The organism is Ectopseudomonas chengduensis (genome assembly GCF_900102635.1).
Lineage (GTDB): Bacteria > Pseudomonadota > Gammaproteobacteria > Pseudomonadales > Pseudomonadaceae > Aquipseudomonas > Aquipseudomonas chengduensis.
Genome location: NZ_FMZQ01000015.1, coordinates 45,446 through 70,538 on the forward strand (window position 1 = coordinate 45,446; position 25,093 = coordinate 70,538).

Sequence of the window (25,093 nt, forward strand, 5' to 3'; positions counted from 1 at the left end):
GCGAGCGAAGCGAGCAGCCCGCCAGCCCTCGGAACGCAAAATCCGCAGGCGTACTGCCTGCGGTGAGTACGCCCTACTGCTTGCCGTAGACGATGGGATAGGCCAACAAGCCGATGGCTTCGTTGAGCAACTGACTGCTCTGCCAGATAACCCGTGACTCCGGCAGCCAGCCACCCAGCGGGCGCTCATAGCCGGCACTGAGATAGCCCATCGGCGCCGTGATCACCTCGAAGCCGGCCTGCTCGAAACTCCGGCGGGCACGCGGCATGTGCCAGGCCTGCGTAACCAGCACCACACGACGCACGCCCTGCGGCTGCAGCAACTCGGCGCTGAACGCGGCATTCTCCCAGGTGGTGCGGCTGCGCTCTTCGCGCCAGCGAATGTCCAGGCCGTAATCACGCTGCATGGCATCGGCCATCAGCGCCGCCTCGCTGGGTGGCTGGCCGTAATGCAGGCCACCGCTGGCCGCCATTGGCAGGCCGGATGCACGCGCCAGGCGCGCGGCATAGCGCAGGCGCTCCAGGGCCATCAGCCCAGGCTGATCGGTTGCGCCCCAGCCTGGATCGTTCTGCTCACGTCCGGCGCCAAGAATCACGATGGCATCGACACGCTGCGCCAGCGTCGCCCACTGCGCCTCTTCAAGCGCAGGCTCACGTTCGAGCAGGCCTGCACTCCATTGCATCACCGCTGGCAAGCTCATCAGCCACAGCCCACCAAAGCCCATCAGCAAACAGGCCATAGCCAAGCGGGGAAAACGGCGACGCAGCCACCAGCCCAGCAACATCAGCAGAAGCAGGATGCCGGGCGGCATCAGCAGTTGTTTGAGAATGTAGCGAATCGGCATCAGGCACCTCCGGGGCGCCTGATCCTAGCGGGTATTGCCGCTGCGAAACAGCTTTGAACCACAGGCCTGGCACGCCTGCGCATCCTGCCCGCGATGCCAGCTCACCGACGTCCCACACAACGCGCAACAGAGCGCCTGGCGACGCTTCATCAGGGGTTTGGGCCTGCCCATCGGCTTGCTGCCTGCCGCCTTGCCGCTGCGCAATGCCTGACGCTGAATCAACGCCAGCTCTTCGGCTGCCGCGTGCCAGCCGCGCAGCCAATGCAGGTCACGGTTGAGATAGGCGCGGATCAGCTCCAGCTCCGCCGGGCTAAGCCCATCGAGCTCCAGTTCGCGAAGGGGTTCGGCATGCAGGCGACTGGCGGTATCGGCCTCTTCCAGCGCCAGCGCAAGGCGCTGCAGCAGTCGCCCATAGAGGCCATCTCCCCTCTCCGCTTGCCGTGCAACAGCCATTTGACACCTCGCGATAGCCGATATGTGCGGGCCATGACTAAAGTTTAGCGAAGGCGCTGCAAGCAGCGTTGCGCCGCGACCAACGGCGTGCGCATGCAATCTGGGTTTCCCTCGATAGACGGCGCTCATGTATGCTACGACGTTTTCCGCAAGCCCCATTCCTTCAGCGCCAGAGCCATGCACGAACAGTACTCGCCCCGTGAAATAGAAGCCGCCGCGCAGTCCCACTGGGACGCGCAGAAATCCTTCGTCGTCAGCGAACAGCCCGGCAAGGACACCTTCTACTGCCTGTCGATGTTCCCCTACCCCAGCGGCAAGCTACACATGGGGCACGTGCGCAACTACACCATCGGTGACGTGATCGCGCGCTACCAGCGCATGCAGGGCAAGAACGTGCTGCAGCCGATGGGCTGGGACGCCTTCGGCATGCCGGCGGAAAACGCCGCGATGAAGAACCAGGTGGCGCCGGCCAAATGGACGTACGAAAACATCGCCTACATGAAGTCCCAGCTCAAATCGCTGGGTCTGGCCATCGACTGGACGCGCGAAGTCACCACCTGCAAGCCGGACTATTACCGCTGGGAACAGTGGCTGTTCACCCGTCTGTTCGAAAAGGGCGTGATCTACCGCAAGAACGGTACCGTCAACTGGGACCCGGTGGACCAGACCGTACTGGCCAACGAGCAGGTCATCGACGGCCGTGGCTGGCGTTCGGGCGCGCTGATCGAGAAGCGCGAAATCCCGATGTACTACTTCAAGATCACCGCCTATGCCGAAGAGCTGCTGAGCAGCCTGGATGAACTGGATGGCTGGCCCGAGCAGGTCAAGACCATGCAGCGCAACTGGATCGGTAAGAGTTTCGGTGCCGACATCGTGTTCGACTACGACGTCGCCAGCATCGGCATCGACGGCCAACTGAAGGTCTACTCGACCCGCCCCGACACCCTGATGGGCGCCACCTACGTCGCCGTGGCCGCCGAACACCCGCTGGCCCAGCGTGCTGCCGCAGGCAACCCGCAGATCGCCGCCTTTATCGCCGAATGCAAGGCCGGTTCCGTGGCCGAGGCCGACATGGCCACCATGGAAAAGAAGGGCCTGGCCACCGGCCAGTTCGTCATCCACCCGCTGACCGGCGACAAACTGCCGGTATTCGTCGCCAACTACGTGCTGTGGGGCTACGGCGAAGGCGCGGTAATGGCCGTGCCGGCGCATGACGAGCGCGACTTCGAATTCGCCAACAAGTACGACCTGCCGATCACGCAGGTCTATACCGGCGAGGGCAAGGACTACGACGCCAGCACCTGGCAGGACTGGTACGGCGACAAGGCCGGCCTGACCACCATCAATTCCGGCAAGTACGATGGCCTGGACTTCAGCGCCGCCTTCGACGCCATCGTCGGCGACCTGGAAGCCAGCGAGCACGGCGCGCGCAAGACCCAGTTCCGCCTGCGCGACTGGGGCATCAGCCGCCAGCGCTACTGGGGCTGCCCGATCCCGATCATCCACTGCGATAGCTGCGGCGACGTGCCGGTGCCGGAAGACCAGTTGCCGGTGGTGCTGCCCGAAGACGTGGTGCCGGACGGCGCCGGTAGCCCGCTGGCGCGCATGCCCGAGTTCTACGAGTGCAGTTGCCCGAAATGCGGCGCACCGGCCAAACGCGAAACCGACACCATGGACACCTTCGTGGAAAGCTCCTGGTACTTCGCCCGCTACGCCAGCCCGCACTACGAGGGCGGCATGGTCGACCCGGCTGCGGCCAACCACTGGCTGCCGGTGGATCAGTACATCGGCGGCATCGAGCACGCCATCCTGCACCTGCTGTACGCGCGCTTCTTCCACAAGCTGATGCGCGACGAGGGCCTGGTCTCCTCCAACGAGCCGTTCAAGAACCTGCTGACTCAGGGCATGGTGGTTGCCGAGACCTACTACCGCACCCTGGAAAACGGCGGCAAGGACTGGTTCAACCCGGCCGACGTCGAGGTCGAGCGTGACGCCAAGGCCAAGGTCATCGGCGCCAAGCTCAAGAGCGACGGCCTGCCGGTTGAGATCGGCGGCACCGAGAAGATGTCCAAGTCGAAGAACAACGGCGTCGACCCGCAGGACATGATCGACCAGTACGGCGCCGACACCTGCCGCCTGTTCATGATGTTCGCCTCGCCGCCCGATATGAGCTGCGAATGGTCGGATGCCGGCGTCGAGGGTGCCAACCGCTTCCTGCGTCGTGTCTGGCGCCTGGCTCAGGGCCATGTCAGCGCCGGCCTGCCGGGCAAGCTGGATGTCTCCGTTCTCAGCGACGAGCAGAAAGCCGTGCGCCGCGCCATTCACCTGGCGATCAAGCAGGCCAGCAACGATATCGGCCAGCACCACAAGTTCAACACTGCCATCGCCCAGGTGATGACCCTGATGAACGTGCTGGAAAAGGCCGCCACCGCTACCGAACAGGACCGTGCACTGGTGCACGAAGGTCTGGAAATCGTCACTCTGCTGCTGGCGCCGATCACCCCGCACATCAGCCATGAGCTGTGGCAGCGCCTGGGCCATGCCGATGCGGTGATCGATGCGCAATGGCCGCAGGTCGATGAATCCGCCCTGGTGCAGGACAGCCTGACACTGGTGGTGCAGGTCAATGGCAAACTGCGCGGCGAGATCATCGTTGCGGCCAGCGCCAGCCGCGAAGACATCGAGGCCGCCGCTCGTGCCAACGAGAACGTCCTGCGCTTCACCGAAGGCCTGAGCATTCGCAAGGTCATCGTGGTGCCAGGCAAGCTGGTCAACATAGTCGCCAACTGATTAAGCTCGGCGCCACACATGTGTGGCGCCGTGATCCGCCAAGGGGATATGAGAATGATGAAACGGAATCTGCTGGTCATCGGCCTGGCTGGCCTGCTCAGCGCATGCGGCTTCCAACTGCGTGGCACCGGCGATGTGCAGTTCGCCCTCAAGGAACTCGACGTCAGCGCGCGCGATGCCTACGGCGACACCGTGCAGCAAGTACGTGAAGTGCTGGAGAACAACGACGTTCGCGTCTACTCCGGCGCCCCCTACAAGCTGGTGATCGCCCGCGAGACCGAGAATCGTCGCGGCGCCAGCTACAGCAGCGGCGCACGTACCGCCGAGTACGAGCTGACCATGGGCCTGGAATACGAGATTCGCGGCACACAGAACCTGCTGCTGACCGGCAACAAGGTGGAAGTGCAGAACTACTACCAGCAGGATGACAACAACCTGGCCGGTTCGGATCAGGAAGCCGCGCAACTGCGCAGCGAGATGCGTCGCGAGCTGATCCAGCAGCTCACGCAGAACCTGCAGCAGATCACCCCGGCCCAGCTCGACCAGTTGCAGCAGACCGCCGAGGCCCGCGCCAAAGCCGAAGCCGAAGCACTGGAAGCGCAGCGCCGGGCTCGTGAGAGCCAGGTCGCCCCGCAGCAGTCGCCGATCGAACTGCCGATCCAGTAAGGTGCCGGGGCCGCATTGCGGCCCCTTGCCCGCTCGCCTCATGACCTCACCTCGATGAAGCTCGCCCCCGCGCAACTCGGCAAACACCTGCAGGGCGCACTGGCGCCTGTCTATGCGATCAGCGGTGACGAGCCGCTGCTCTGCCAGGAAACGGCCGATGCCATCCGCAACGCCTGCCGTCAGCAGGGGTTCGGCGAGCGTCAGGTGTTCAATGCCGAAGCCAACTTCGACTGGGGCAACCTGCTGCAGGCTGGCGCCAGCCTGTCGCTGTTCGCCGAGAAACGCCTATTGGAACTGCGCCTGCCTTCCGGCAAGCCAGGCGACAAGGGCACAGCCGCACTGCTCGAGTACCTGGCCCGCCCGCCCGAGGACACCGTCCTCTTGCTGAGCCTGCCCAAACTCGACGGCAGCACGCAGAAATCCAAATGGGCCAAGGCCCTGATCGACGGCCAGGTGAGCCAGTTCATCCAGATCTGGCCGGTAGACGCCAACCAGTTACCCCAGTGGATTCGTCAGCGCCTGGCGCAGGCCGGCCTGAGCGCCAGCGCCGATGCGGTGGAAATGATCGCCGCACGGGTAGAAGGCAACCTGCTGGCCGCCGCCCAGGAAGTGGAAAAGCTGAAGCTGCTCGCCGAAGGCAATCAGGTCGACGCCGAGACCGTGCAAGCAGCAGTGGCCGACAGCGCCCGCTTCGACGTCTTCGGCCTGATCGACTGCGCCCTCGGTGGTGACGCCACCCATGCCCTGCGCATGCTCGAAGGCCTGCGTGGCGAGGGCGTGGAAACCCCGGTGATCCTCTGGGCGCTGGCGCGCGAGATTCGCCTGCTGGCCGGCATCGCCCACCAGCAAAGCCAGGGCATCCCCTTGGACAAGGCTTTCTCCAGCGCCCGCCCGCCCGTCTGGGACAAACGCCGGCCACTGGTTTCCAAGGCCCTACAGCGTCACAGCAGCAAACGTTGGGGCGAGCTGTTGCAGCAGGCGCAGTTGATCGACGCGCAGATCAAGGGTCAGGCGCCCGGTGATCCGTGGAGCGAGCTCGCCATGCTGACCCTGCAGTTAGCCGGACAGCGCCTGCGCCTGTAATTGTTGCTGCCTGCTTCCTTGTAGGGTGGGCCGGGCGGCGATCCGCTTCAGCCCACGTCCACCACCGTTGGTGGGCTAAAGCCCACCCTACGAGCTGACCCTGCAACTGGCCGGGCAACGGCTGCGTCTTTCTCCGTAGGGCGGGTGCAACCCGCCACCCGATGATGGCGGGTTGCACCCGCCCTACGCCCCGTCTGGACATTTTCTGAACAGCGGCGCATAGTCCTCGCCGCCTGCATTGGCGCAGGCCAGTCTGCATGAGGAAATGCCATGAGCAAGAAAACCGGCAAACGGCCGAACAAGGCCAAATCCATCGTCGCCCAGCCGCTGTTTCGTTCCCGCCAGGAACGACCACAGAAAGGCAAAGGCAGCTACCGCCGCGAAGCCTCCCACAATTGGGAGGCTTCTTGCTTTATGGGGTATGTTGACTCACTGATGGCCCTGCCTGTTGCCCGAGCATGCTAAGGTAAGCGCCTGCTTAAACGTCCTGAGATAGACATGCCACACCAGCTTCCTCGTCGCGTCCTGGCTCTGCTTCCCCTTCTGCTGCTGGCGGCCTGCGCCCAGGCCCCGGCGGAAAATCTGCCTACCGCCACAGCCCCTGCAGCGGTCCAGACTGCAACCGAAACAACCTTGCCCAGTTTCGCCGACTGGCGCCAGGCCATGCGTAGCGAAGCGATTGCCGCCGGCATCGACGCGGCGCTGTTCGATCGCGTATTCGCTGGCGTCACCCCTGACCCTGCGGTGCTCAAGGCAGACAGCAGTCAGCCCGAGTTCACTCGCCCGGTGTGGGAATATCTCGACGGCGCCGTCTCCTCCAGCCGCATCGGCCGCGGCCGGGTATTGCTGGCCCAACACAACGCCATGCTGCAACGCATCGAGCAGCAATATGGCGTCGAAGCGCAGATCCTGGTGGCCATCTGGGGCCTGGAGAGCAACTTCGGTAACAATATCGGTAGCCACAGCGTAATCCGCTCCCTCGCTACCCTGGCCTATGACGGTCGCCGCCAGGGCTTCTGGCGTGCCCAGTTGCTGGCCGCCCTGCAAATCCTGCAGAACGGCGATGTGCCCAGCGAACGCATGGTCGGTTCCTGGGCCGGCGCCATGGGCCAGACCCAGTTCATGCCCACCACCTACAACCAGCATGCGGTCGACTTCGACGGCGACGGCAAGCGCGACCTGTGGAACTCCCAGGCCGACGCTCTGGCCTCGGCCGCCCACTATCTGCAGGCATCCGGCTGGCAGCGTGGCCAGCCGTGGGGCTTCGAAGTGAACCTGCCAAGCGGCTTCGACTACGCCCTGGCCGACCCGGATCAGCGCCGTACGCTGGCCGAATGGGCAGAGCTCGGCGTAAGGCCGCTGGCACCGACAGGCGCAGCGGCGAGCTCCCGCGCCAGCCTGCAGCTGCCTGCTGGGCATCAAGGTCCCGCCTTCCTGCTGCTGGATAACTTCCGCAGCATCCTCAAGTACAACAATTCCACGTCCTACGCGCTGGCCATCGGCCTGCTCGCCGACAACCTGCTACGCAGCACCGAAATCAAGGGGCAATGGCCCCGGGGTGAGCGTCAGTTGGGGCGTAGTGAACGTGTCGAGCTGCAGGAGCTGCTGGCCCAGGCCGGTTTCGACCCGGGTCCGGCCGACGGCATCATCGGCGCCAACACGCGCAAGGCCATTCGCGCCCTGCAACTGCAGTTGAACTGGCCAGCCGATGGCTACCCCAACACCCAACTGCTGCAACAGCTGCAACAGCTGCGCACACGCTGAATCCAGCACTGACACCTCAGGGGGGCTTGCCATCATCGGCAAGCGCCTTGCCGAGCGGTCACAGCGACGCCCCCCCCAAAAAACGCCTTGGCGGTGTTTTGTCGACAGGCGGCCTCAGCGTCTGCATACACCTTCTGTGATAGACTGGCCGGCGGCCAAAAGCCACCTGCCCACGGAGCCTCTACCGGAGCCCAGATTTCCGATGTCCGACACCTCCTCGCCCAAATCCGTCGCCAGCGGCGAAAAATTTCGCACCGCCCAAGGCATCACCGCGATCAAGGATGGTCAGAAGCGCCGCGCCTCGGCCGAACCCCAGGTGTTCGAACCCAAGCCCAAGTGGCTGCGGGTCAAGGCTCCTGGCGGTAGCCGTTTCGAGGCGGTCAAGCGCAACGTCGGCGAACACCGCCTGAGTACCGTCTGCCAGGAATCGCACTGCCCGAACATGGGCGAATGCTGGTCCAACGGCACGGCCACCATCATGCTGATGGGCTCGGTGTGCACCCGCGCCTGCCGCTTCTGCGCCGTGGACACCGGCAACCCCAATGGCTGGCTTGACCTGGAAGAGCCGCAGAACACTGCCAAGTCGGTGGAACTGATGGCCCTGCGTTATATCGTGCTGACCTCGGTGGACCGTGACGACCTCGAAGATGGCGGCGCCGGCCACTATGCAGCCTGCGTGCGAGCGATCAAGGAAAACACCCCGCAGGTGGTGGTCGAAGCCCTGACCCCGGATTTCGATGGCGATCATCAGGCCATCGAGCGCGTGGTCGACTCCGGTCTCGAAGTCTTCGCGCAGAACGTCGAGACGGTCAAACGTCTCACCTATTTGGTTCGCGATCCACGCGCCGGCTACGAGAAGACCCTCAAGGTGCTCGAGCACGCCAAGAAGCACCGCCCCGACGTGCTGACCAAGACCAGCCTGATGCTCGGCCTGGGTGAAACCGACGAGGAAATCCTCGAGACCATGGATGACCTGCGCGCCATCGGCGTGGACATCCTCACCCTCGGCCAGTACCTGCAACCCACGCGCAACCACCTCAAGGTGCAACGCTGGGTCAGCCCTGAAGAATTCAACCGCCTGCGCGACATCGGTCTGGAGAAAGGCTTCATGGAAGTCGCTGCCGGCCCGCTGGTGCGTTCCAGCTACCGCGCTGATCGCGTGTTCGAGAAGAACAACCTGGGTCTCGCCGCTCCGGTTCCGGTGCCTGGCCAGGAGGTCAACGCCAGCCTGATTCCGGCGCTGAATCTGAACTGAGACAGATCCTCTCGGAAAACAAAAGGGACGCCTCGGCGTCCCTTTTTCGTTACTGTCAGTAAGCATGCGTGGCTACGCGCCTGCGTAGGAGCCCCCCGGGGCGAAGCTTTGTGAGGTTCGCGGCGGGGCGCCGCGCCTACGCATTCGCTCGCATGAGCCTACACGTAACCCAGACGGGCACACAGCGCCTGTTCCAGACGTTGCGACACCTCGTCGAACACGGGCGGCGCTTGCAGCAGGTCACGCATCTGCACCATCTTCAGCCCCGCGTAGCCGCATGGGTTGATGCGCAGGAAAGGCGACATGTCCATATCGACGTTCAGCGCCAGACCATGGAACGAGCAGCCACGGCTGACGCGCAGCCCCAGCGAGGCGATCTTGTCACCTGCCACGTATACACCGGGCGCATCCGCTTTGGGCGCAGCCTCGATGCCATAGCTGGCCAACAGCTCCACCAGGCTTTGCTCCATGGCGGTGACCAGTTCACGCACACCAAGGTCAAGGCGACGCAGATCGAGCATCAGATAGGCCACCAGCTGACCGGGGCCGTGGTAGGTCACCTGCCCGCCGCGCTCGACCTGAATCACCGGAATATCGCCGGCGGCGAGTACATGCTCGGCCTTGCCAGCCTGGCCCTGAGTGAACACCTTGGGATGCTGCAGCAACCAGATTTCGTCCGGGGTCTGTGCATCGCGCTCACGGGTCAACTCGCGCATGGCTTCCAGCGTGGGCTGGTAGTCGACCAATCCTAGGTGACGGACGACAAGCTCGGGCATGGCTATCACAGCACCATATGCACGCGGCCGGTGGCACGCAGGTCGACATGAATCGCCTGCAACTGCTCGACGCTGGTGGCGGTGATCAGCACCTGCACGGAGAGGAAGTTGCCGTTACGGCTGTCGCGCAGCACCAGCGTGGAGGCATCCAGATCCGGCGCATGGCGCTGGATCACCTCGATCACCAGATCGGAGAAACCCTCACCCGCAATGCCGATTACCTTGATCGGGTAACGCTCGCAGGGAAATTCGATTTTAGGGGCTTGAACGTCGTTATCGGTCATGGCGTCAGCGGGCTCGCGGCCCGTCCAGAAAAGGGCCGCTCCATCAGGAGCGGCCAGGCTTGTCAGTTGAAAAGGCCGAAGAAGAACATCCGAATGCTGTCCCACAGACGGCGCAGCAGGCCGCCCTCTTCAACCGATTCCAGCGCTACCAGGTCAGTGCTGCGCACCACCTCGTCACCCAATTTGACTTCGACCTTGCCGATCACATCGCCCTGCTGGATCGGTGCGATCAGTTGCGGGTTGAGGGTCATGCTGGCCTGCAGTTTTTCCAGTTGGCCCTTGGGCATGGTCAGGGTCAGGTCTTCGGCGAGGCCGGCCTTGACCTGATGCGCAGTGCCTTTCCAGACAGTGGCCTGAGCCAGCTCGGCGCCTTTCTGATAGAAGGTGCGGCTTTCGAAGAAACGGAAACCATAGGTCAGCAGCTTCTGGGTTTCCGCTGCGCGGGCCTGCTCGCTGTCAGTACCGAATATCGAGGTAATCATGCGCGAACCATCACGTACGGCCGAGGCGACCAGGCAGAAGCCCGCCTCCGAAGTGTGGCCAGTCTTCAGGCCATCGACGGTGCGGTCACGCCACAGCAGCAGGTTACGGTTGGGCTGCTTGATATTGTTCCAGAGAAACTCTTTCTGCGAGTAGATCGCATAGTGCTCGGCATCTTCATTGATGATCGCACGGGCCAGGATCGCCATGTCATGGGCGCTGGAGTAATGCTCAGGATGCGGCAGGCCGGTCGCGTTCACAAAGTGGCTGTTCTTCATGCCCAGACGTTCGGCAGTGGCGTTCATCATGTCAGCGAAGGCATCTTCGCTGCCGGCGATGTATTCGGCGATGGCGATGCTGGCATCGTTACCGGACTGAATGATGATGCCGTGCAGCAAGTCGTCGACCGTGGCCTGGCTGTTCACCGGCAGAAACATGGTGGAGCCACCGGACGCAGCGCCACCTGTGCGCCAGGCGTGCTCGCTGATGGTTACCAGATCCTGCTCGCCGATCTTGCCATTACGGATTTCCAGGGTCGCGATGTAAGCCGTCATCAGCTTGGTCAGGCTGGCGGGCGGCAGGCGCTCGTCAGCGTTGTTCTCGACCAGGATATTGCCGCTGGCGGCGTCCATCAGCACGTAGGATTTCGCGGCCAGTTGCGGCGGCGCCGGCACCACCTGCGGGTTGGCCATGGCCAGGGGGGCGGCCAGAAGGGTAAGAACCAGTGAAGCACGTTGCACGAAGCTGGTGATGTTCATCCGTCTCTCGAAAATCATTGCTTGGGTTGTACGACCCCACAGGGCCATCTTTCGACTCGCACCAGGCAAGCCTCGGATTTAGCCCGGCAAAGGCCGGTTAAGTTGCCATCAGTCGGCACGTACCAGCGTGGGCTGCCCCAGATTGGCCAGGCGCACGCTGCTCTGCAGTTGCTCAGCCTCGCCCTGGTTGCTGATCGGCCCCATGCGCACCCGATGCAGAATCTGCTGGTCGCGCACCACTGAGCTGATGAACACCGGCACACTGCTGGTCTGGCTCAGCTTGGACTTGAGCAGCTCCGCAGCGTCCGGATTGGCGAAGGCTCCCACCTGGAGATACAGGCCAGAGGCTCCGAGTGAATCGTTTTTTTTTGCGTCGATCTGCACCGGCACCACCGCAGCGGCGTGCTGCGTGGGCGGCGGCGAATAGTGCTCGACAGGCTGCGGCACAGGCTGCGCGACGGGCTGGGCAACGGCAGCCTTGGCCGGCTGATTGTTGGCCAGCACCAGCGGTACCGGACGGCCCTGCTGCGCCCACCACTCATGCGGATCGATACCTTCGACCTTGACTCGCGCGGTACCTTTCTCGGCATAGCCGAGCTTCTTCGCCGCAGCGAAGGACAGGTCGATGATGCGGTCGGAGTAGAACGGCCCACGATCGTTGACCCGCAGGATCACGACCTTGCCGTTCTCCAGGTTGGTCACCCGTACGTAACTGGGCAGCGGCAGCGTCTTGTGTGCTGCGGTCATGCCGTACAGGTCGTAGGTTTCGCCGTTGGCAGTGGCCTGGCCATGAAACTTGGTGCCATACCAGGAAGCCGGACCGACCGCCTGGTAGCGGCGGGCGTCCTGAATCGGGTAGTACTGTTTGCCGAACACCACATAGGGGCTGGCCTTGACCGGCCCGTAATGGGGCATGGGGATGGCGTCCTGAATCTTCGAGACGTCGACGTCCCACCAGGGCGCGCCATCCTTGTGCGGCCGGTTGAAATCATCCGGGCCGGAAATACCAGCCGACTGACCGGGCACCACCGCAGGCTGCGGTGCACGCTTGGAAGAACAGCTCGCCAGCAACAGCGCTGCCGTGACGCAGGCTGCCAGCGGCAGCAGTTTGGACGCACTCATCGATTACCCCGCGCTTCGACCAGCAGTTCGGCCAGTTGGTTGACCGCCATGGCATACATCACGCTGCGATTGTAGCGGGTGATGGTGTAGAAGTTGGGCAAGCCGAACCAGTATTCGTCGCCTTGCGCACCTTCCAGACGAAACGCGGTGACCGGCAGGTCTTCTGCCAGTTTGTCCTGGCTGTTCCAGCCCAGCGCGCGCAGCTCGGCGACGCTCTTCACCGGGTCCAGACCCTGGGTCAGGCCTTCGTCGACGCGAGCGCCACTGGCCTCGACGCGACTGGCGACCTGACCGCCGGCCTGCCAGCCGTGGCGCTTGAAATAGCTGGCAACACTGCCGATGGCATCGGTCGGGTTACTCCAGATGTTGATATGGCCGTCGCCATCGAAGTCCACGGCGTAAGCACGGAAACTGCTCGGCATGAACTGTGGCAAGCCCATGGCACCGGCATAAGACCCCTTGAGGGTGATCGGATCGACCTGCTCCTCACGGGTCAGCAGCAGAAATTCGCGCAGTTCCTTGCGAAAGAACGGCGCGCGCGGCGGGTAGTCGAAGGCCAGCGTGGACAGCGCGTCCATCACTCGCCAGCTGCCGGTGTTGCCACCGTAGAAGGTTTCCACGCCGATGATCGCGACGATGAACTGCGGCGGCACACCGTACTCGGCCTCGGCCTTTTCCAGCGCAGCCTGGTTCTTGCTCCAGAACTCCACGCCCTGGGCGATGCGCTTGTCGGTAATGAAGATCGGCCGGTATTCCTTCCAGGGTTTGACCTTCTCCGCTGGGCGCGAAATGGCATCGAGGATCGCCTGCTTGCGCTCGACCTCGGCGAACAGACTGACCAGTTGCTCGCTGGCGAAGCCATAGTCGCGGGTCATTTCCTCGACGAACTCGGCCACCTGCGGCGAACCGTCGTAATCGGCCGCCAGCGCCTGTGCGCCTGTACCAAGCGCGCCGGCGATACCGACTCCAATGAGCGTACGAGCAGCCCAACTACGCAGAGAATGCATTAACTCAAAACCCCCAAATCAAACCTGAGCGATCCACTTTCTGTGGGTGTGGATCGCCATCAATATCCCGAAGCCTGACAACAGCGTGACCAGATGGGTTCCGCCGTAACTAATGAAGGGCAGCGGCACCCCAACCACCGGCAGCAGCCCGCTGACCATGCCGATGTTGACGAATACGTAGACGAAGAAGGTCATGGTCAGCGCCCCGGCCAGCAGCTTGCCGAACAACGTCTGCGCCTGGGCGGTAATCACCAGGCCACGCGCCAGCAGCAGCAGATAGAGCAGCAACAACAGACAGACGCCGACCAGGCCGAACTCCTCCGCGAGCACGGCAATGATAAAGTCCGTATGGCTTTCCGGCAAAAAATCCAGGTGCGACTGGGTACCCAGCAACCAGCCCTTGCCCAATACACCACCAGAACCGATGGCCGCCTTGGACTGGATGATGTTCCAACCCGACCCCAGCGGATCGCTCTCCGGGTTGAGGAAGGTCAACACACGGCGCTTCTGGTAGTCATGCATGACGAAGTACCACATGCCCACCGCGATCGGTACCACAGCGGCAGCGGCACCAATGATCCAGCGCCACTGCAGGCCAGCCATGAACACCACGAAGGCGCCCGAGGCGAGAATCAGCAGCGAAGTCCCCAGGTCCGGCTGTTTGACGATCAGTACGAAAGGGATGCCGATCATCGCCAGACTGATGACGATGTGCTTGAAGCGTGGCGGCAGGTTATACCGTGACAGGTACCAGGCAATGGTCATCGGCATGATGATCTTCATCAGCTCCGAAGGCTGGAAACGGATCACCCCGGGAATATTGATCCAGCGTGTCGCCCCCATCGCGGTGTGGCCCATCACCTCCACCACTATCAGCAAAGCGACACCCACCACATAGGCCAGAGGCACCCAGCGCGCCATGAAGCGCGGGTCGAACTGGGCGATCACCACCACCGCGAGCATGCCGATGCCGAAAGACGAGGCTTGCTTGAGCAGCAGGTCGACGTTCTTGCCACTGGCTGAATAAAGAATGAACAGGCTGCCAGTGCCCAGAATCAGCAACAGCAACAGCAACCAGCCATCGAGATGCATGCGCTGCAACAGGCTGGCGCGACGACGCAGTACGTCCTCGTCGGACAGGGTGCGGTCGAAATTGCTGATCATCGCTGGCTGACCTCGGCAGTCTGGGGCAAGGCGAATTCGGCTTTGAGCTGACCGGTCTCTTTATCCAGCAGCCAGGCGTCCATCACCTGCTTGACCACCGGGGCGGCAACGCCAGAGCCTGACTCGCCGTTTTCCACCATGACCGCCACGGCGATCTGCGGCTTCTGCGCCGGCGCAAAACCGACGAACAGGGCGTGGTCACGGTGGCGCTCCTGCACCTTGTTGCGGTCGTACTTCTCACCCTGCTTGATCGCCACCACCTGCGCCGTACCGCTCTTGCCAGCGATGCGGTAGACCGAACTGTCACCGACCTTGCGCGCGGTACCGCGAGGGCCGTGCAATACCTCTTCCATGCCGTGAATGCCGTAATCCCAGAATTTCGGATCACGCAGGACGATATCGGGCATCGGATTGGGGTCCGCAGGCAGGCGGCCGTCGACGCTCTTGGCCAGGTGCGGGCGAATCCACTTGCCGCGCGTGGCCATCAGCGCGGTGGCCTGCGCCAACTGCAGCGGCGTGGTCTGCATGTAACCCTGACCGATACCGAGAATCAGCGTCTCGCCCGGGTACCAGGGCTGACGATAACGTGCCCGTTTCCAGTCACGCGAAGGCATCAGGCCGGCGGTCTCCTCGAACATGTCCAGCGCCACGCGCTGACCGAGGCCGAAGCGGCTCATGTAGTCATGCATGCGATCAACGCCCATCTTGTGCGCCAGATCGTAGAAATAGGTGTCGTTGGAGCGGGCAATGGCCAGGTTGAGATCGACCCAGCCGTCACCGGTGCGGTTCCAGTTACGGTATTTGTGGCTGTGATTGGGCAACTGATAGAAACCGGGGTCGAACACCCGCGAAGTGGGCGTGACCACGCCGGCATCGAGACCGGCCACGGCAACCATCGGTTTGATGGTCGAGCCCGGCGGATAGAGGCCGCGCAGCACCCGGTTATACAGCGGCTGATCGATGGAGTCGCGCAGCTCGCCATAGGCCTTGAAGCTGATACCGGTGACGAAGGGATTGGGGTCGAAGCTGGGCTGACTGACCATCGCCAGCACTTCACCATTGTTCGGATCGATGGCCACCACTGCTCCACGTCGACCACCCAGGGCGTTCTCGGCCGCCTCCTGCAGCTGTACATCGAGGCTGAGCACGATGTCCTTGCCCGGTTTCGGATCGACGCGCTTGAGCACCCGCAGCACGCGACCACGCGCATTGGTCTCGACCTCTTCGTAGCCGACCTCACCGTGCAAATCGTCCTCGTAGAAACGCTCGATACCGGTCTTGCCGATATGGTGGGTACCGGCGTAATCGGTCGGATCCAGGCGCTTGAGCTCCTGCTCGTTGATGCGCCCGACGTAGCCGACCGAATGGGCGAAGTGTTCCTGCTGCGGGTAATGCCGCACCAGTTGCGCGGCCACCTCGACGCCCGGCAGGCGGAACTGGTTGACCGCAATACGCGCGATCTGCTCTTCGGACAGTTCGAACAGGATTGGCACCGGCTCGAACGGCCGCCGCCCCTGGCGCACACGGCGTTCGAACAGCGCGCGCTCATCCTCGGAAAGCTCGAGCACCTCGACCACCGTATCGAGCACGCTCAACCAGTCACCGGCGCGCTCGCGAGTCACGGTCAGGCTGAAACTGGGACGGTTGTCGGCGATGATCACCCCATTGCGGTCGAAGATCAGCCCACGGGTCGGCGGCAGCGGCTGCACGTGGATGCGATTGTTTTCCGCCAGGGTGCTGTGATGCTCGTATTGCACGACCTGCAGGTAGTACATGCGCATGATCAGCACGCACGTCAGCAGGATGATCACCACCCCGCCGACGAGCACCCGGCGCTTGACCAGGCGAGCGTCCTTTTCGTGATCCTTGAGGCGAATCGGCTGCGGCATGACTAGGTGATCACTTGTGATACGGGTGGCCGGACAGCACGGTCCAGGCTCGGTAGATCTGCTCGCCGAGCAGAATACGCACCAGCGGATGCGGCAGGGTCAGTGGCGACAGCGACCAGCGCTGTTCGCTGCGCGCACAGACCTCCGGCGCCAGCCCTTCCGGACCGCCGACCATGAGGTTGACGTTGCGCGCATCGAGACGCCAACGCTCCAGCTCCGCCGCCAGTTGCTCGGTGCTCCACGGCTTGCCATGGACCTCCAGCGTGACGATACGTTCGCCGGGCTGCACCTTGCTCAGCATGGCCTCCCCCTCCTGACGGATCAGGCGGGCAACGTCGGCATTCTTGCCGCGGGTGTTGAGGGGGATTTCCACCAGTTCCAGCGGCAGTTCGGCAGGCAGACGCTTGACGTACTCCTGCCAGCCCTCCTCGACCCAGCGCGGCATGCGCGAACCGACGGCGATCAACTTGATCCGCACGATCCAGGCTTACTCGGCGCTATGCTGAGCGCGGCTCTGCTCGGCGCCTTGCCACAGGCGCTCGAGGTCGTAGAACTGACGCGCGGTCGGCAGCATCACGTGCACGACGATGTCGCCCAGGTCGAGCAGGGCCCATTCGCCGCTGTCCAGACCTTCGCTACCGATCGGGCGCACCCCCTGCTCCTTGACCTTTTCCAGCACGTTTTCCACCAGCGACTTGACCTGACGGCTGGAGCTACCGCTGGCGATCACCATGAAGTCGGTGATGCTGGTCTTGTCCTTGACGTCGATCACGGTGATGTCGGTCGCCTTGATTTCTTCCAGCGCCGCCACGGCGATCTTGACCAGCTCTTCGCTGGGCATGTTCTGCTTGCTCATAAATGACTCATTTGCCTCGTGTAATGGACGCCTGCGCACATGCGCGACGTTTCAAGCATTGGGCGCACGGTACAGATCGTGCGCCTGGATGTAGGCCAGTACCGCATCCGGCAGCAGATAGCGCGCCGAGCGGTCGGTTGCCAGTAAGTGGCGAATCTGCGTGGCGGAAATCGCCAGCGGAGTCTGCCAGATGAAACTGATTTGCCCGCCTGCACCCTGCAGGCTCAGCGGGTCGCTGACACTGCGCGCGGCCAGCAGATCGCGCAGCGCCTCCGGCGCTTCGCTGTCGGCATCCGGCCGTTGCAGCACCAACAGGTGGCAATGCTCGAGCAGTTCCTGCCAGCGATGCCAACTCGGCAAGCTGCAGAAAGCGTCCCAGCCGAGCAGCAGAAACAGCTGATCGTCCGCTGCCAGCTCGGCACGCACCGACTCCAGCGTGTCCACCGTGTACGACGGTTTGTCGCGGCGCAGCTCGCGGTCATCGACCGTCAGCCGCGGCTCGCCGACCACCGCCAGCTCGACCATGGCCAGACGCTGCTCAGCCGTGGCCTGCGGCGTGTCGCGATGCGGCGGCCTGGCGCTGGGGATCAGCCGCAGCTCGTCCAGTGCCATGAACTCGGCCACTTCCAGTGCCGCACGCAGATGCCCGATGTGCACCGGGTTGAAGGTACCGCCGAGCAGGCCGATGCGTCGGGCGCCGATCCGTTTCATTTATGTGCGAATGTGTCCATCGCCGAAGACCACGTACTTCTCGCTGGTCAGCCCCTCCAGGCCAACCGGGCCACGGGCGTGCAGCTTGTCGGTGGAGATGCCGATCTCCGCGCCCAGGCCATATTCGAAACCATCGGCAAAGCGGGTCGAGGCATTGACCATCACCGAAGCGGAATCCACCTCGGTGAGGAAGCGACGAGCATCGCTGAAGTTCTCGGTGATGATCGAATCGGTGTGCTGCGAGCCGTAGTGGTTGATGTGCTCGATGGCCGCATCCAGCGAGTCGACGATGCGAATCGCCAGGATCGGCGCGTTGTACTCGGCGAACCAGTCATCCTCAGTCGCTTCCAGCACATCGCTGCCGAGCAGTTCGCGGGTCGCGGCATCGCCACGCAGCTCCACGCCCTTGTCACGGTAGATCGCGGCCAGCGGCGGCAGCACGCGCGCGGCGATGGCCTGGTGCACCAGCAGGGTCTCCATGGCGTTGCACGGCGAGTAGCGCTGGGTCTTGGCGTTGTCACAGACACGAATGGCCTTGTCGAGATCGGCAGCGACGTCGACATAGACGTGGCAGACGCCATCCAGATGCTTGATCACCGGTACCTTGGCGTCGCGGCTGATGCGCTCGATCAGGCCCTTGCCACCGCGCGGCACGATCACATCAACGAACTCCGGCATGGTGATCAGCTCACCGACGGCAGCGCGGTCGGTGGTTTCCACCACCTGCACGGCAGCCGCCGGCAGGTCGGCCTCGGCCAGGCCCTGCTGGATGCAGCGGGCAATCGCCTGGTTGGAGTGAATGGCCTCGGAGCCGCCACGCAGGATGGTGGCGTTGCCGGACTTCAGGCACAGGCTGGCCGCATCGATGGTCACGTTCGGCCGCGACTCGTAGATGATGCCGATCACGCCCAGCGGCACACGCATCTTGCCGACCTGGATACCGGACGGCAGGTAGCGCATACCCTGAATCTCGCCGATCGGGTCAGGCAGGGTCGCCACCTGGCGCAGGCCTTCGATCATGCTGTCGATCACCTTCGGCGTCAGCGCCAGGCGGTCGACCATGGCCGGCTCCAGACCGCTGGCGCGGGCGGCAGCCAGGTCCAGTTCGTTGGCGGCGGTCAACTCGGCGCGAGCGGCGTCGAGGGCATCGGCGGCGGCCTGCAGCGCGCGATTCTTCTGCGCGGTGCTGGCACGGGCGAGCACCCTGGAGGCCTGGCGGGCGGCCTGGCCCAGGCGGGTCATGTAGTCGTGCACGGACTCGGTCATGGCGGCGGAGGTCTGGCAGTTGGAAAAAGGGGCTGATTATAGCGGGCTCGCAAGGCCACGCCCAGCGGCGTCTGGCAAGCGGTAGGCAGCTCGTCCGCCAGGTGCTGAATGCTGGGCAACGCCGGTCCTTGCCGGGGTAGCGCACCGATGGGCAAACATCGGCACCAAGGGTGCTGGAACGTTCAGGCATTTTTAAGCTTCTTGTTGTTATGCTCGCCGCCCGAGACCTAGCCCCCTTACGACAGATGAAGCCTGCCGAACCCACCCTCAGTTTGCCCTGGCCCGGCGCCAGGCCATTGCCCGATACCTTCTTCGATCGCGATGCACAGTTGCTGGCCCGCGAGTTGCTCGGCAAGGTCATCCGCCATCGCGTCGGTGCGCTGTGGCTGAGTGCACGGATCATCGAGACCGAGGCCTATTACCTGGTCGACAAGGGCAGCCACGCATCGCTCGGCTACACCGAGAAGCGCAAGGCACTGTTCGCTGATGGCGGACATATCTACATGTACTACGCACGCGGCGGCGATTCGCTGAACTTCAGCGCTCACGGGCCTGGCAATGCGGTGCTGATCAAGTCGTACAGGTTTAACCTGTAATTTTTTGGGTAGGTCATCCGCCCATTTTACGCACTGCGTGCGGGGATTGGCCCGGTTGTGTCCTCCCGGCCAATTGGCGTGTTTTAGAGCGTTTTTAGATCGGGGGGGTTGATCGTGTGCAGGCTCTGCATGCACGCGAGGAACCGCCGGAAAATGGCTTTTACAAGCCTAAAAGCGGGCGTGCAGTGGCTCGCCATTCTGGGGGTATTGCTTCGCAATTATTTAAGATTTAAGGGCGGGGTAAATCTTGAAAGTCGTTTACAAGTGCGTAATTTGACTGGTATTCAATAGAACGGTTTTTTGAAAATCAGGCTAAATTTTGGCTTAAAATCAACCTCGAAAATAAAGGCGTAAACCGCTAAAAATAAAAAAAGACATTATTTAATGTCTTTTCTATTTTCTAAATTTAATCATAGATCAATCATTTCATTTACAAGTCTATTTTGCTCGATCATTTCTTTATAAACCTTGTTGCCTTCGTTTACCTCCGCCACATACTCGCTTTCACCAATTTGAAAAACCGGAAATTGAACAGAGCAGCGATTTCCGCGTATTTCCCTGCCTTCGCTATCTGGTTCAATATTGAAGAATGTAGGGCAATAAATAATGGCTAAATCGCCTACATTTAAATTAACTCTATTTAATATCTTTCCTTTTTCGCCAACCATAGAAACTAAAAACTTATATTCATAACATTGCTCTTTAAATTTAAAAAAATCAACATTATGAAAAGTTTCGTCAAACGCTTGAAGTGTTGGGCTATCAAATTTAACGCCGTTGGTGCTTTCACCGCCTGCCGCAATATGTCTTGTTATTTTAGTAGTTAACCCAAGAGATTTTGCCGCTTTATACTTCTTAATCTTCGTTACTCTAACATTTGCATAATTGAAATTTTCAAACTCTCTTAAATCAATGAATTTGACAAAGTGAGGTCTTAATTTCTTATGAGCAGATTCGTAAAATCTCTTGTTATATTCATAAAAAGATAAATCATCAGTAACAATAAATATTTTCTTTTCATTGTCGCTGTTATAAACATAATATTTAAAATCAATCTGCTGCTCTGCAATTTTTCTTATATATCTAATACTGCCGATAACTAATCTATTTTTCTCATAGTCAAATACTGTTTCATACATAATTACACCCCTTTCTTATTGTCTTATAAATATTTAACCATATAAAAAATAATAGTCAATTATAAGTGCGTAATTATTTATAGGTTTTTAATTATAGTTGAACGGTATTTAATGTTTATAGTCCGACAATAAATATATTTTCATTCTGCTATTGACAAGAAATTATGGCGTAAATAAGCCATAAAACGGACTATCAAAAAATTGAAAACTTAAAAACTCTCGTTGATTCTTAAAAAATATCGTGCCGTATTTTTGAGAAAAATATTTTTTACAGGCATAAAAAAAGCCCCTTGATTGGGGCTTTGTTTTTTCTGCGAAATTACTCAGCGTTGAGTTTTTTCGCTTGTTCGTCAGTCAAGGCATTAGCCTTAATATATTCTGCATAGGTCTTTTTACCGATGATTTTAGCAATCTCGGGGGAAGGTTTACCCCGGCGAGATTTCGGCCATTTAACAGCCTTTCCATCAACCTCAATCCATACGGTTTCTGGCTCTTTCTTGAAGAACATCGCAAAGGTATCAATAAATTGATCTTTGTCGAGTTCGTATTTTTCTTGAAGGGCTTTTAATTCATCGCCCAATTTTTGCAATTTCTTAATTTTGTCGCCTTCGTCAGCGATACGCTTGCGAATCGCTTCGAGTGCTGCGATTGCTTTTTTCTCTTGTTCCAGAAGGTCAAGGCTCATTCTACAACGTCCTTTTGCGTGTGTTGGAAGCCAAAAATAAATGATTGATCAATCTTCAGTCAAGCGTTTGATTTCTCTTTTCATTCGATAATTATTTTCTATTTTCTCATAAAAATACGGCCAATTATTTTCAACATTCTTTGAAATAGCCTCTTTTACAAGATTTAGATTCTCTTGATCTACTTCGTCCTGTTTAAGATTTAAAGAATAAAGACAAACAAAAAGCGTATACGCTTTCAAAGCACCTTTTAATGCTGTTTCCTCACTCATTAACCCTGTTGATATGGGCGAGATAATATCAATGACATTAAAGCAATATTCATCAAAATGAACGCAGTCCAATGCTCTTTTGTCTCTTTCGCTGCACCATTGCGTCTCTAATGCCTCATTAACAAGTCGATCATTTATAGCCAATCTTGCGAGATTTTCGCCCTTCATCTTTTTTACTCATTTATAAGTGCGTAAATATAAAAAGCCAATTATCAGTTAAAAGGCTTTTTCAATCAATGTTTATAAGTAGTTTAATATATATAGAATATATATATAGTTTAGGGGTTAGGTTTTCCCTTGTTTATAGGCTTTTTTCGGGCTTCCTGTTCCGGGTATGTGTAAATCTGTTCTAGGTTTGTGTAATAAGTGTTCTGGGTTTGTGTAATGAATAACCTTTATTTAATGACTTTTCTTTTAATTGTTCCGGGCTTTTGTAAATAAAAGCCGCGTAGTCTCTTGATTTAATATTTTTACATGATTAAATATTAATATAAACAAGAGATAATTAGAACAATGAAAATCAAAAAAACAACAAAACAGAGAAAAACATTTACAGCAGAGAATTTTATTTCAGTTCCAAAAAGTTTTTTAGTGACGCCTTTTTTCAACTCTGTAAGGGCTGGCGATTCTTACAACATCTTAAAAATACCGAAATATTTTCAGTATAAAGACTTAGAGTTTAAGTCAGAAATGCTTTCAATCTTTAATGACTTTGATATTTTTCTATTCATAGTTAAAGAAACGGTAAGGCAAAAAAATAACGAAATTGAGTTTTATTTTGATGACTTAGCAAAATTTCTTGGAATTGAAGCAAATCATAAAGATACTTATTTCAAGCGTTATTGCGAAACAATTTCTAAATTAGAGCAAGTGCAAGTAGTATTTTATTTAAATGAGGTTCGTCATAATTTACGCTTTCTTTTAAGTTCGCCAGAGCAAGACAAGACAAAAAAATTAAAACTTACCGTAGATAAAAGATATTTAGCATTTTTTGACGGTATAAACGAGTTATACGATGTAAGCAGATTAGTATTGAAAGGGCTTAAAAGCGATTACCAACGAATCTTGTATTTGCTTTATGTGACTAATAGAGCGAATAAGGAGAATCATTTTTCTGTTGATATTTTGAAATTTAGATTTCAAATTCCTGAATCAATGGCTGATAGAAAGTTTATTTTCAATGTTAGAAAAGCCAATAAAGCGTTAAAAGATAAAGGCTTGATAGAAGACTTTAGCGAAGTGCAAAAAGGCGGCAAAACTGTAAGTTTTAAAGTTAAATATTCATATGACACGCTTTACCCTAAAAAAACCGATATTTCAGGCTTTGAAAGTAAAAATGCCAAGCCAGAGAAAGAAGAAGAAAAAGAAGATCAATCAACTGTTGAAGATGAAGAGGAATTTTTCGATGACAGTTATTTAAACAATAACCAATAAGGGGAAATACAAAATGAAAGAAGAAAAAGAGAATATAAAGAAAAAATCAATCACTCAATACACTTTGCAAGAATTGATAAAGCGAATTGATGAAATATGCTCAACCTTAAAAAATGACACGCTCAAATCACGCATAAAACAAGCGGCAATGGACGCTTTCACAAATGGCGATACACAAGCATTAAGGTCTTTATTGATCCTTTGTTTAATCGCTCAAAATAGCGAGGAATTGATTACTGATAAAGTAGAGAAAGAAGGGTTAGAATATGATTTTATCCTTAAAGAATATTTGTCAGAAATTGACCCAGCAAGAGCAATTCAGGACATAACAAGAACAATGGGCGAGGTGAGTTCTCAACTAAAAAACAAATCAGGCTTTAAGCCAAAAAATGACTAACATCGATCAAGGAAATAATGAATGTAAATAGACTATTTTTAATCGCTTTTCTTTTCGCCCCGGCGTTCGCCTTTGGGGCAGATATTGGAGGCGTTGACGCCTCGGAAGCACGCAGAGAGTTAATCTCTGCAATCCTCGAATTTATCGGCTTAATCTCCTTTCCTCTCGGCCTTCTTTTGATGGTCGTGGGTGCCTATAAACTAAAATTATTGACCGAGGAAGGTGGCAAAGTTGGTTTATCAATCCCATTGATAACAATTCTTGCGGGTGCTTTTACGATAAATTTCAAAGCACTTTTGTCAGTAATTACAAATACGTATTTTAAAGTTGATTTTTGTCAAATCATAGAAGAATCAGCCGCAATTTCTAAATCTTGTTTTAGTAATGAAATGTCTGGATTGACTGGTGATTTACAACAAAGAGTTGCTAGGTTAGCAAATGAAACAACTGCACAAATTTTTATAGATAATCTATATACAATTGTTGGGATTTTCCAAGTAATCGGTTTTATTTATTTTTTAATAGGTATTTATGGACTTAAAGAGGTAGCCGATGGAACGGCAGAAAATGGCTATGGAAAGCCAATAACCATAATGATTGCGTCATCTTTAATCGTAGATTTGCCGCACACAATAACAACGGCTGTCGATACTCTTGCAAAAATAGGAATAAATTTTTAAATAAAAAATGGAGGAAATTATGAAAAAAACAAAAAATCTTTTAATCGCTCTTTTAACCTCAGCCGCTTTTGATGTTGCTTTTGCTGAAATCGAATTTCACGAATATTGCGAGCAATTAGGTTGGCCTGCACAAAAATGTGCAGAAAGTAAAGCAAGACACGAGCAATGGACTGCTGAATATTACGCAAGCGGCAGAGCCGCAGAAGTAAGAAGAATGATTGAAGCGGCTTCTATTGAGAGTCTTCCGGTTAGCGAGTGTAAGCACGAATTTAAACAAAAATTTGAGGTCGTTTTAGGTTTCTATCCAACAAAATTTTTGATTAACAAAGATGAAAAAGATCAATGCGTTTCGTGGTCTTCTCAATCCGGTGCGGCGTGTTCAAATTATATTGAATTATCGGGAATTTTAAAGCCCCATTGGTCTGTGCGTCCTTGGTGTGATTTCCAAGAGGACTTACAGAAAATTTATGATCAATATGGTCAAGATTCGGACTATGGCCCGGCTGGTATGCCGCGAGGAATGAGAAAAGAAAGAGCCAACAAAATTAGACAAGCAGAAAGATTTTATGGAATGGAAGTTCAATATGGTGTTGAACAAAATAAAAATGAAAAATTGTTCTAATTTGACTTTTAATAATAGTATGATAATACTATTATTAAGTATAACTTTTTTTATTTTTATGAAAGAACATATTTTTATTTTTGTAATGGCGTTGGCTGTTGG

General features: G+C 57.2%; 25 protein-coding genes and 2 pseudogenes. 11 read left to right on the forward strand and 16 right to left on the reverse strand.

Annotated features, from left to right (window positions below; translation table 11 throughout):
- Window positions 1-73 precede the first annotated feature (73 nt).
- Both BLS08_RS20920 and BLS08_RS20925 read right to left on the reverse strand, forming a co-directional pair.
- Entirely contained in the window at window positions 74-844 is a 771-nt protein-coding gene (locus BLS08_RS20920) for a YdcF family protein (RefSeq protein WP_090337371.1), read from the reverse strand.
- Window positions 845-868: 24 nt separating this feature from the next.
- On the reverse strand, window positions 869-1,297 hold the full coding sequence (locus BLS08_RS20925) for a hypothetical protein (protein ID WP_090337373.1): 429 nt from the start codon (window positions 1,295-1,297) through the stop codon (window positions 869-871).
- Window positions 1,298-1,474: 177 nt separating this feature from the next.
- On the opposite strand from BLS08_RS20925, the gene leuS reads away from it, so the two are divergent.
- From leuS to lipA, 6 genes and pseudogenes are all read left to right on the forward strand, one after another.
- Complete coding sequence (leuS, locus tag BLS08_RS20930) at window positions 1,475-4,087, forward strand: leucine--tRNA ligase (protein WP_090337374.1); 2,613 nt, start codon at window positions 1,475-1,477, stop codon at window positions 4,085-4,087.
- Window positions 4,088-4,141: 54 nt separating this feature from the next.
- Window positions 4,142-4,753: an LPS-assembly lipoprotein LptE gene (locus BLS08_RS20935; RefSeq protein ID WP_167375888.1), complete on the forward strand. Its 612-nt coding sequence runs from the start codon at window positions 4,142-4,144 to the stop codon at window positions 4,751-4,753.
- 54 nt (window positions 4,754-4,807) lie between these two features.
- Window positions 4,808-5,836, forward strand: a complete 1,029-nt coding sequence (gene holA, locus BLS08_RS20940; RefSeq protein ID WP_090337376.1) for a DNA polymerase III subunit delta — start codon at window positions 4,808-4,810, stop codon at window positions 5,834-5,836.
- 270 nt (window positions 5,837-6,106) lie between these two features.
- Window positions 6,107-6,253 (forward strand): annotated as a pseudogene (gene arfA, locus BLS08_RS20945) (alternative ribosome rescue factor ArfA); the annotation flags it as partial.
- Window positions 6,254-6,334: 81 nt separating this feature from the next.
- Window positions 6,335-7,600 carry a lytic murein transglycosylase gene (locus tag BLS08_RS20950; protein WP_090337378.1) on the forward strand — a complete coding sequence of 422 codons (1,266 nt, stop codon included), beginning with the start codon at window positions 6,335-6,337 and terminating at the stop codon, window positions 7,598-7,600.
- 202 nt (window positions 7,601-7,802) lie between these two features.
- Window positions 7,803-8,855, forward strand: a complete 1,053-nt coding sequence (gene lipA, locus BLS08_RS20955) for a lipoyl synthase (protein ID WP_090337379.1) — start codon at window positions 7,803-7,805, stop codon at window positions 8,853-8,855.
- A 158-nt stretch (window positions 8,856-9,013) separates the two neighbouring features.
- Here lipA and lipB read toward each other — a convergent pair whose 3' ends face one another.
- The 11 genes from lipB to BLS08_RS21010 all read right to left on the reverse strand — a co-directional run bounded on the left by lipB (window position 9,014) and on the right by BLS08_RS21010 (window position 19,168).
- Window positions 9,014-9,631 carry a lipoyl(octanoyl) transferase LipB gene (gene lipB / locus BLS08_RS20960; RefSeq protein ID WP_084341550.1) on the reverse strand — a complete coding sequence of 206 codons (618 nt, stop codon included), beginning with the start codon at window positions 9,629-9,631 and terminating at the stop codon, window positions 9,014-9,016.
- Between the two features lie 5 nt (window positions 9,632-9,636).
- Entirely contained in the window at window positions 9,637-9,915 is a 279-nt protein-coding gene (locus BLS08_RS20965; protein WP_003463006.1) for a DUF493 domain-containing protein, read from the reverse strand.
- Between the two features lie 62 nt (window positions 9,916-9,977).
- Window positions 9,978-11,153, reverse strand: coding sequence for a D-alanyl-D-alanine carboxypeptidase family protein (locus tag BLS08_RS20970; RefSeq protein ID WP_090337381.1), 1,176 nt, complete (start codon window positions 11,151-11,153; stop codon window positions 9,978-9,980).
- 108 nt (window positions 11,154-11,261) lie between these two features.
- Window positions 11,262-12,275 (reverse strand): septal ring lytic transglycosylase RlpA family protein, encoded by a 1,014-nt coding sequence (locus BLS08_RS20975; protein WP_079782756.1) that lies wholly within the window; start codon window positions 12,273-12,275, stop codon window positions 11,262-11,264.
- Entirely contained in the window at window positions 12,272-13,282 is a 1,011-nt protein-coding gene (gene mltB / locus BLS08_RS20980; RefSeq protein WP_090337382.1) for a lytic murein transglycosylase B, read from the reverse strand. Before mltB ends, BLS08_RS20975 begins: the two co-directional genes overlap by 4 nt.
- 18 nt (window positions 13,283-13,300) lie before the next feature.
- Window positions 13,301-14,446: a rod shape-determining protein RodA gene (rodA, locus tag BLS08_RS20985; protein WP_090337384.1), complete on the reverse strand. Its 1,146-nt coding sequence runs from the start codon at window positions 14,444-14,446 to the stop codon at window positions 13,301-13,303.
- Window positions 14,443-16,335, reverse strand: coding sequence for a penicillin-binding protein 2 (gene mrdA / locus BLS08_RS20990; protein ID WP_090337386.1), 1,893 nt, complete (start codon window positions 16,333-16,335; stop codon window positions 14,443-14,445). Before mrdA ends, rodA begins: the two co-directional genes overlap by 4 nt.
- A gap of 10 nt (window positions 16,336-16,345) precedes the next feature.
- On the reverse strand, window positions 16,346-16,813 hold the full coding sequence (gene rlmH, locus BLS08_RS20995; protein WP_003240195.1) for a 23S rRNA (pseudouridine(1915)-N(3))-methyltransferase RlmH: 468 nt from the start codon (window positions 16,811-16,813) through the stop codon (window positions 16,346-16,348).
- 9 nt (window positions 16,814-16,822) lie between these two features.
- Window positions 16,823-17,176 (reverse strand): ribosome silencing factor, encoded by a 354-nt coding sequence (gene rsfS / locus BLS08_RS21000; RefSeq protein WP_003240193.1) that lies wholly within the window; start codon window positions 17,174-17,176, stop codon window positions 16,823-16,825.
- Between the two features lie 66 nt (window positions 17,177-17,242).
- Window positions 17,243-17,902 (reverse strand): nicotinate-nucleotide adenylyltransferase, encoded by a 660-nt coding sequence (nadD, locus tag BLS08_RS21005; RefSeq protein WP_090337388.1) that lies wholly within the window; start codon window positions 17,900-17,902, stop codon window positions 17,243-17,245.
- Window positions 17,903-19,168, reverse strand: coding sequence for a glutamate-5-semialdehyde dehydrogenase (locus tag BLS08_RS21010; RefSeq protein WP_090337390.1), 1,266 nt, complete (start codon window positions 19,166-19,168; stop codon window positions 17,903-17,905).
- 245 nt (window positions 19,169-19,413) lie between these two features.
- Between BLS08_RS21010 and BLS08_RS21015 the strand changes: the two are divergent.
- A pseudogene (locus BLS08_RS21015) lies at window positions 19,414-19,746 on the forward strand (DNA-3-methyladenine glycosylase); the annotation flags it as partial.
- A 428-nt stretch (window positions 19,747-20,174) separates the two neighbouring features.
- Here BLS08_RS21015 and BLS08_RS26175 read toward each other — a convergent pair.
- From BLS08_RS26175 to BLS08_RS26180, 3 genes are all read right to left on the reverse strand, one after another.
- The gene (locus BLS08_RS26175) at window positions 20,175-20,903 is read right to left on the reverse strand and encodes a hypothetical protein (protein WP_139204273.1); all 729 of its coding nucleotides are present in this window, start codon (window positions 20,901-20,903) and stop codon (window positions 20,175-20,177) included.
- A gap of 319 nt (window positions 20,904-21,222) precedes the next feature.
- A complete protein-coding gene (locus BLS08_RS21020) occupies window positions 21,223-21,588 on the reverse strand; it encodes a hypothetical protein (RefSeq protein WP_090337392.1) in 366 nt (121 codons plus the stop codon).
- A 48-nt stretch (window positions 21,589-21,636) separates the two neighbouring features.
- Window positions 21,637-22,026, reverse strand: coding sequence for a hypothetical protein (locus tag BLS08_RS26180; RefSeq protein ID WP_139204274.1), 390 nt, complete (start codon window positions 22,024-22,026; stop codon window positions 21,637-21,639).
- A 345-nt stretch (window positions 22,027-22,371) separates the two neighbouring features.
- Here BLS08_RS26180 and BLS08_RS26185 point away from each other — a divergent pair, with 345 nt between their 5' ends.
- The 4 genes from BLS08_RS26185 to BLS08_RS26195 are packed head-to-tail and all read left to right on the forward strand — an operon-like array spanning window position 22,372 to window position 24,991.
- Window positions 22,372-23,292 carry a RepB family plasmid replication initiator protein gene (locus BLS08_RS26185; protein WP_139204275.1) on the forward strand — a complete coding sequence of 307 codons (921 nt, stop codon included), beginning with the start codon at window positions 22,372-22,374 and terminating at the stop codon, window positions 23,290-23,292.
- A gap of 13 nt (window positions 23,293-23,305) precedes the next feature.
- Entirely contained in the window at window positions 23,306-23,689 is a 384-nt protein-coding gene (locus BLS08_RS26190; protein ID WP_139204277.1) for a hypothetical protein, read from the forward strand.
- 17 nt (window positions 23,690-23,706) lie between these two features.
- The gene (locus tag BLS08_RS21025) at window positions 23,707-24,369 is read left to right on the forward strand and encodes a hypothetical protein (protein WP_090337395.1); all 663 of its coding nucleotides are present in this window, start codon (window positions 23,707-23,709) and stop codon (window positions 24,367-24,369) included.
- Window positions 24,370-24,388: 19 nt separating this feature from the next.
- A complete protein-coding gene (locus tag BLS08_RS26195) occupies window positions 24,389-24,991 on the forward strand; it encodes a hypothetical protein (protein ID WP_139204279.1) in 603 nt (200 codons plus the stop codon).
- Window positions 24,992-25,093: the final 102 nt, after the last annotated feature.

Excerpts from the sequence above, each read along its gene's own strand:
- BLS08_RS20920 (WP_090337371.1), bottom strand. The coding sequence starts at position 844 with ATGCCGATTCGCTACATTCTCAAACAACTGCTGATGCCGCCCGGCATC.
- BLS08_RS20925 (WP_090337373.1), bottom strand. The coding sequence starts at position 1,297 with ATGGCTGTTGCACGGCAAGCGGAGAGGGGAGATGGCCTCTATGGGCGA.
- leuS (WP_090337374.1), top strand. The coding sequence starts at position 1,475 with ATGCACGAACAGTACTCGCCCCGTGAAATAGAAGCCGCCGCGCAGTCC.
- BLS08_RS20935 (WP_167375888.1), top strand. The coding sequence starts at position 4,142 with ATGATGAAACGGAATCTGCTGGTCATCGGCCTGGCTGGCCTGCTCAGC.
- holA (WP_090337376.1), top strand. The coding sequence starts at position 4,808 with ATGAAGCTCGCCCCCGCGCAACTCGGCAAACACCTGCAGGGCGCACTG.
- BLS08_RS20950 (WP_090337378.1), top strand. The coding sequence starts at position 6,335 with ATGCCACACCAGCTTCCTCGTCGCGTCCTGGCTCTGCTTCCCCTTCTG.
- lipA (WP_090337379.1), top strand. The coding sequence starts at position 7,803 with ATGTCCGACACCTCCTCGCCCAAATCCGTCGCCAGCGGCGAAAAATTT.
- lipB (WP_084341550.1), bottom strand. The coding sequence starts at position 9,631 with ATGCCCGAGCTTGTCGTCCGTCACCTAGGATTGGTCGACTACCAGCCC.
- BLS08_RS20965 (WP_003463006.1), bottom strand. The coding sequence starts at position 9,915 with ATGACCGATAACGACGTTCAAGCCCCTAAAATCGAATTTCCCTGCGAG.
- BLS08_RS20970 (WP_090337381.1), bottom strand. The coding sequence starts at position 11,153 with ATGAACATCACCAGCTTCGTGCAACGTGCTTCACTGGTTCTTACCCTT.
- BLS08_RS20975 (WP_079782756.1), bottom strand. The coding sequence starts at position 12,275 with ATGAGTGCGTCCAAACTGCTGCCGCTGGCAGCCTGCGTCACGGCAGCG.
- mltB (WP_090337382.1), bottom strand. The coding sequence starts at position 13,282 with ATGCATTCTCTGCGTAGTTGGGCTGCTCGTACGCTCATTGGAGTCGGT.
- rodA (WP_090337384.1), bottom strand. The coding sequence starts at position 14,446 with ATGATCAGCAATTTCGACCGCACCCTGTCCGACGAGGACGTACTGCGT.
- mrdA (WP_090337386.1), bottom strand. The coding sequence starts at position 16,335 with ATGCCGCAGCCGATTCGCCTCAAGGATCACGAAAAGGACGCTCGCCTG.
- rsfS (WP_003240193.1), bottom strand. The coding sequence starts at position 17,176 with ATGCCCAGCGAAGAGCTGGTCAAGATCGCCGTGGCGGCGCTGGAAGAA.
- nadD (WP_090337388.1), bottom strand. The coding sequence starts at position 17,902 with ATGAAACGGATCGGCGCCCGACGCATCGGCCTGCTCGGCGGTACCTTC.
- BLS08_RS21010 (WP_090337390.1), bottom strand. The coding sequence starts at position 19,168 with ATGACCGAGTCCGTGCACGACTACATGACCCGCCTGGGCCAGGCCGCC.
- BLS08_RS26175 (WP_139204273.1), bottom strand. The coding sequence starts at position 20,903 with ATGTATGAAACAGTATTTGACTATGAGAAAAATAGATTAGTTATCGGC.
- BLS08_RS21020 (WP_090337392.1), bottom strand. The coding sequence starts at position 21,588 with ATGAGCCTTGACCTTCTGGAACAAGAGAAAAAAGCAATCGCAGCACTC.
- BLS08_RS26180 (WP_139204274.1), bottom strand. The coding sequence starts at position 22,026 with ATGAAGGGCGAAAATCTCGCAAGATTGGCTATAAATGATCGACTTGTT.
- BLS08_RS26185 (WP_139204275.1), top strand. The coding sequence starts at position 22,372 with ATGAAAATCAAAAAAACAACAAAACAGAGAAAAACATTTACAGCAGAG.
- BLS08_RS26190 (WP_139204277.1), top strand. The coding sequence starts at position 23,306 with ATGAAAGAAGAAAAAGAGAATATAAAGAAAAAATCAATCACTCAATAC.
- BLS08_RS21025 (WP_090337395.1), top strand. The coding sequence starts at position 23,707 with ATGAATGTAAATAGACTATTTTTAATCGCTTTTCTTTTCGCCCCGGCG.
- BLS08_RS26195 (WP_139204279.1), top strand. The coding sequence starts at position 24,389 with ATGAAAAAAACAAAAAATCTTTTAATCGCTCTTTTAACCTCAGCCGCT.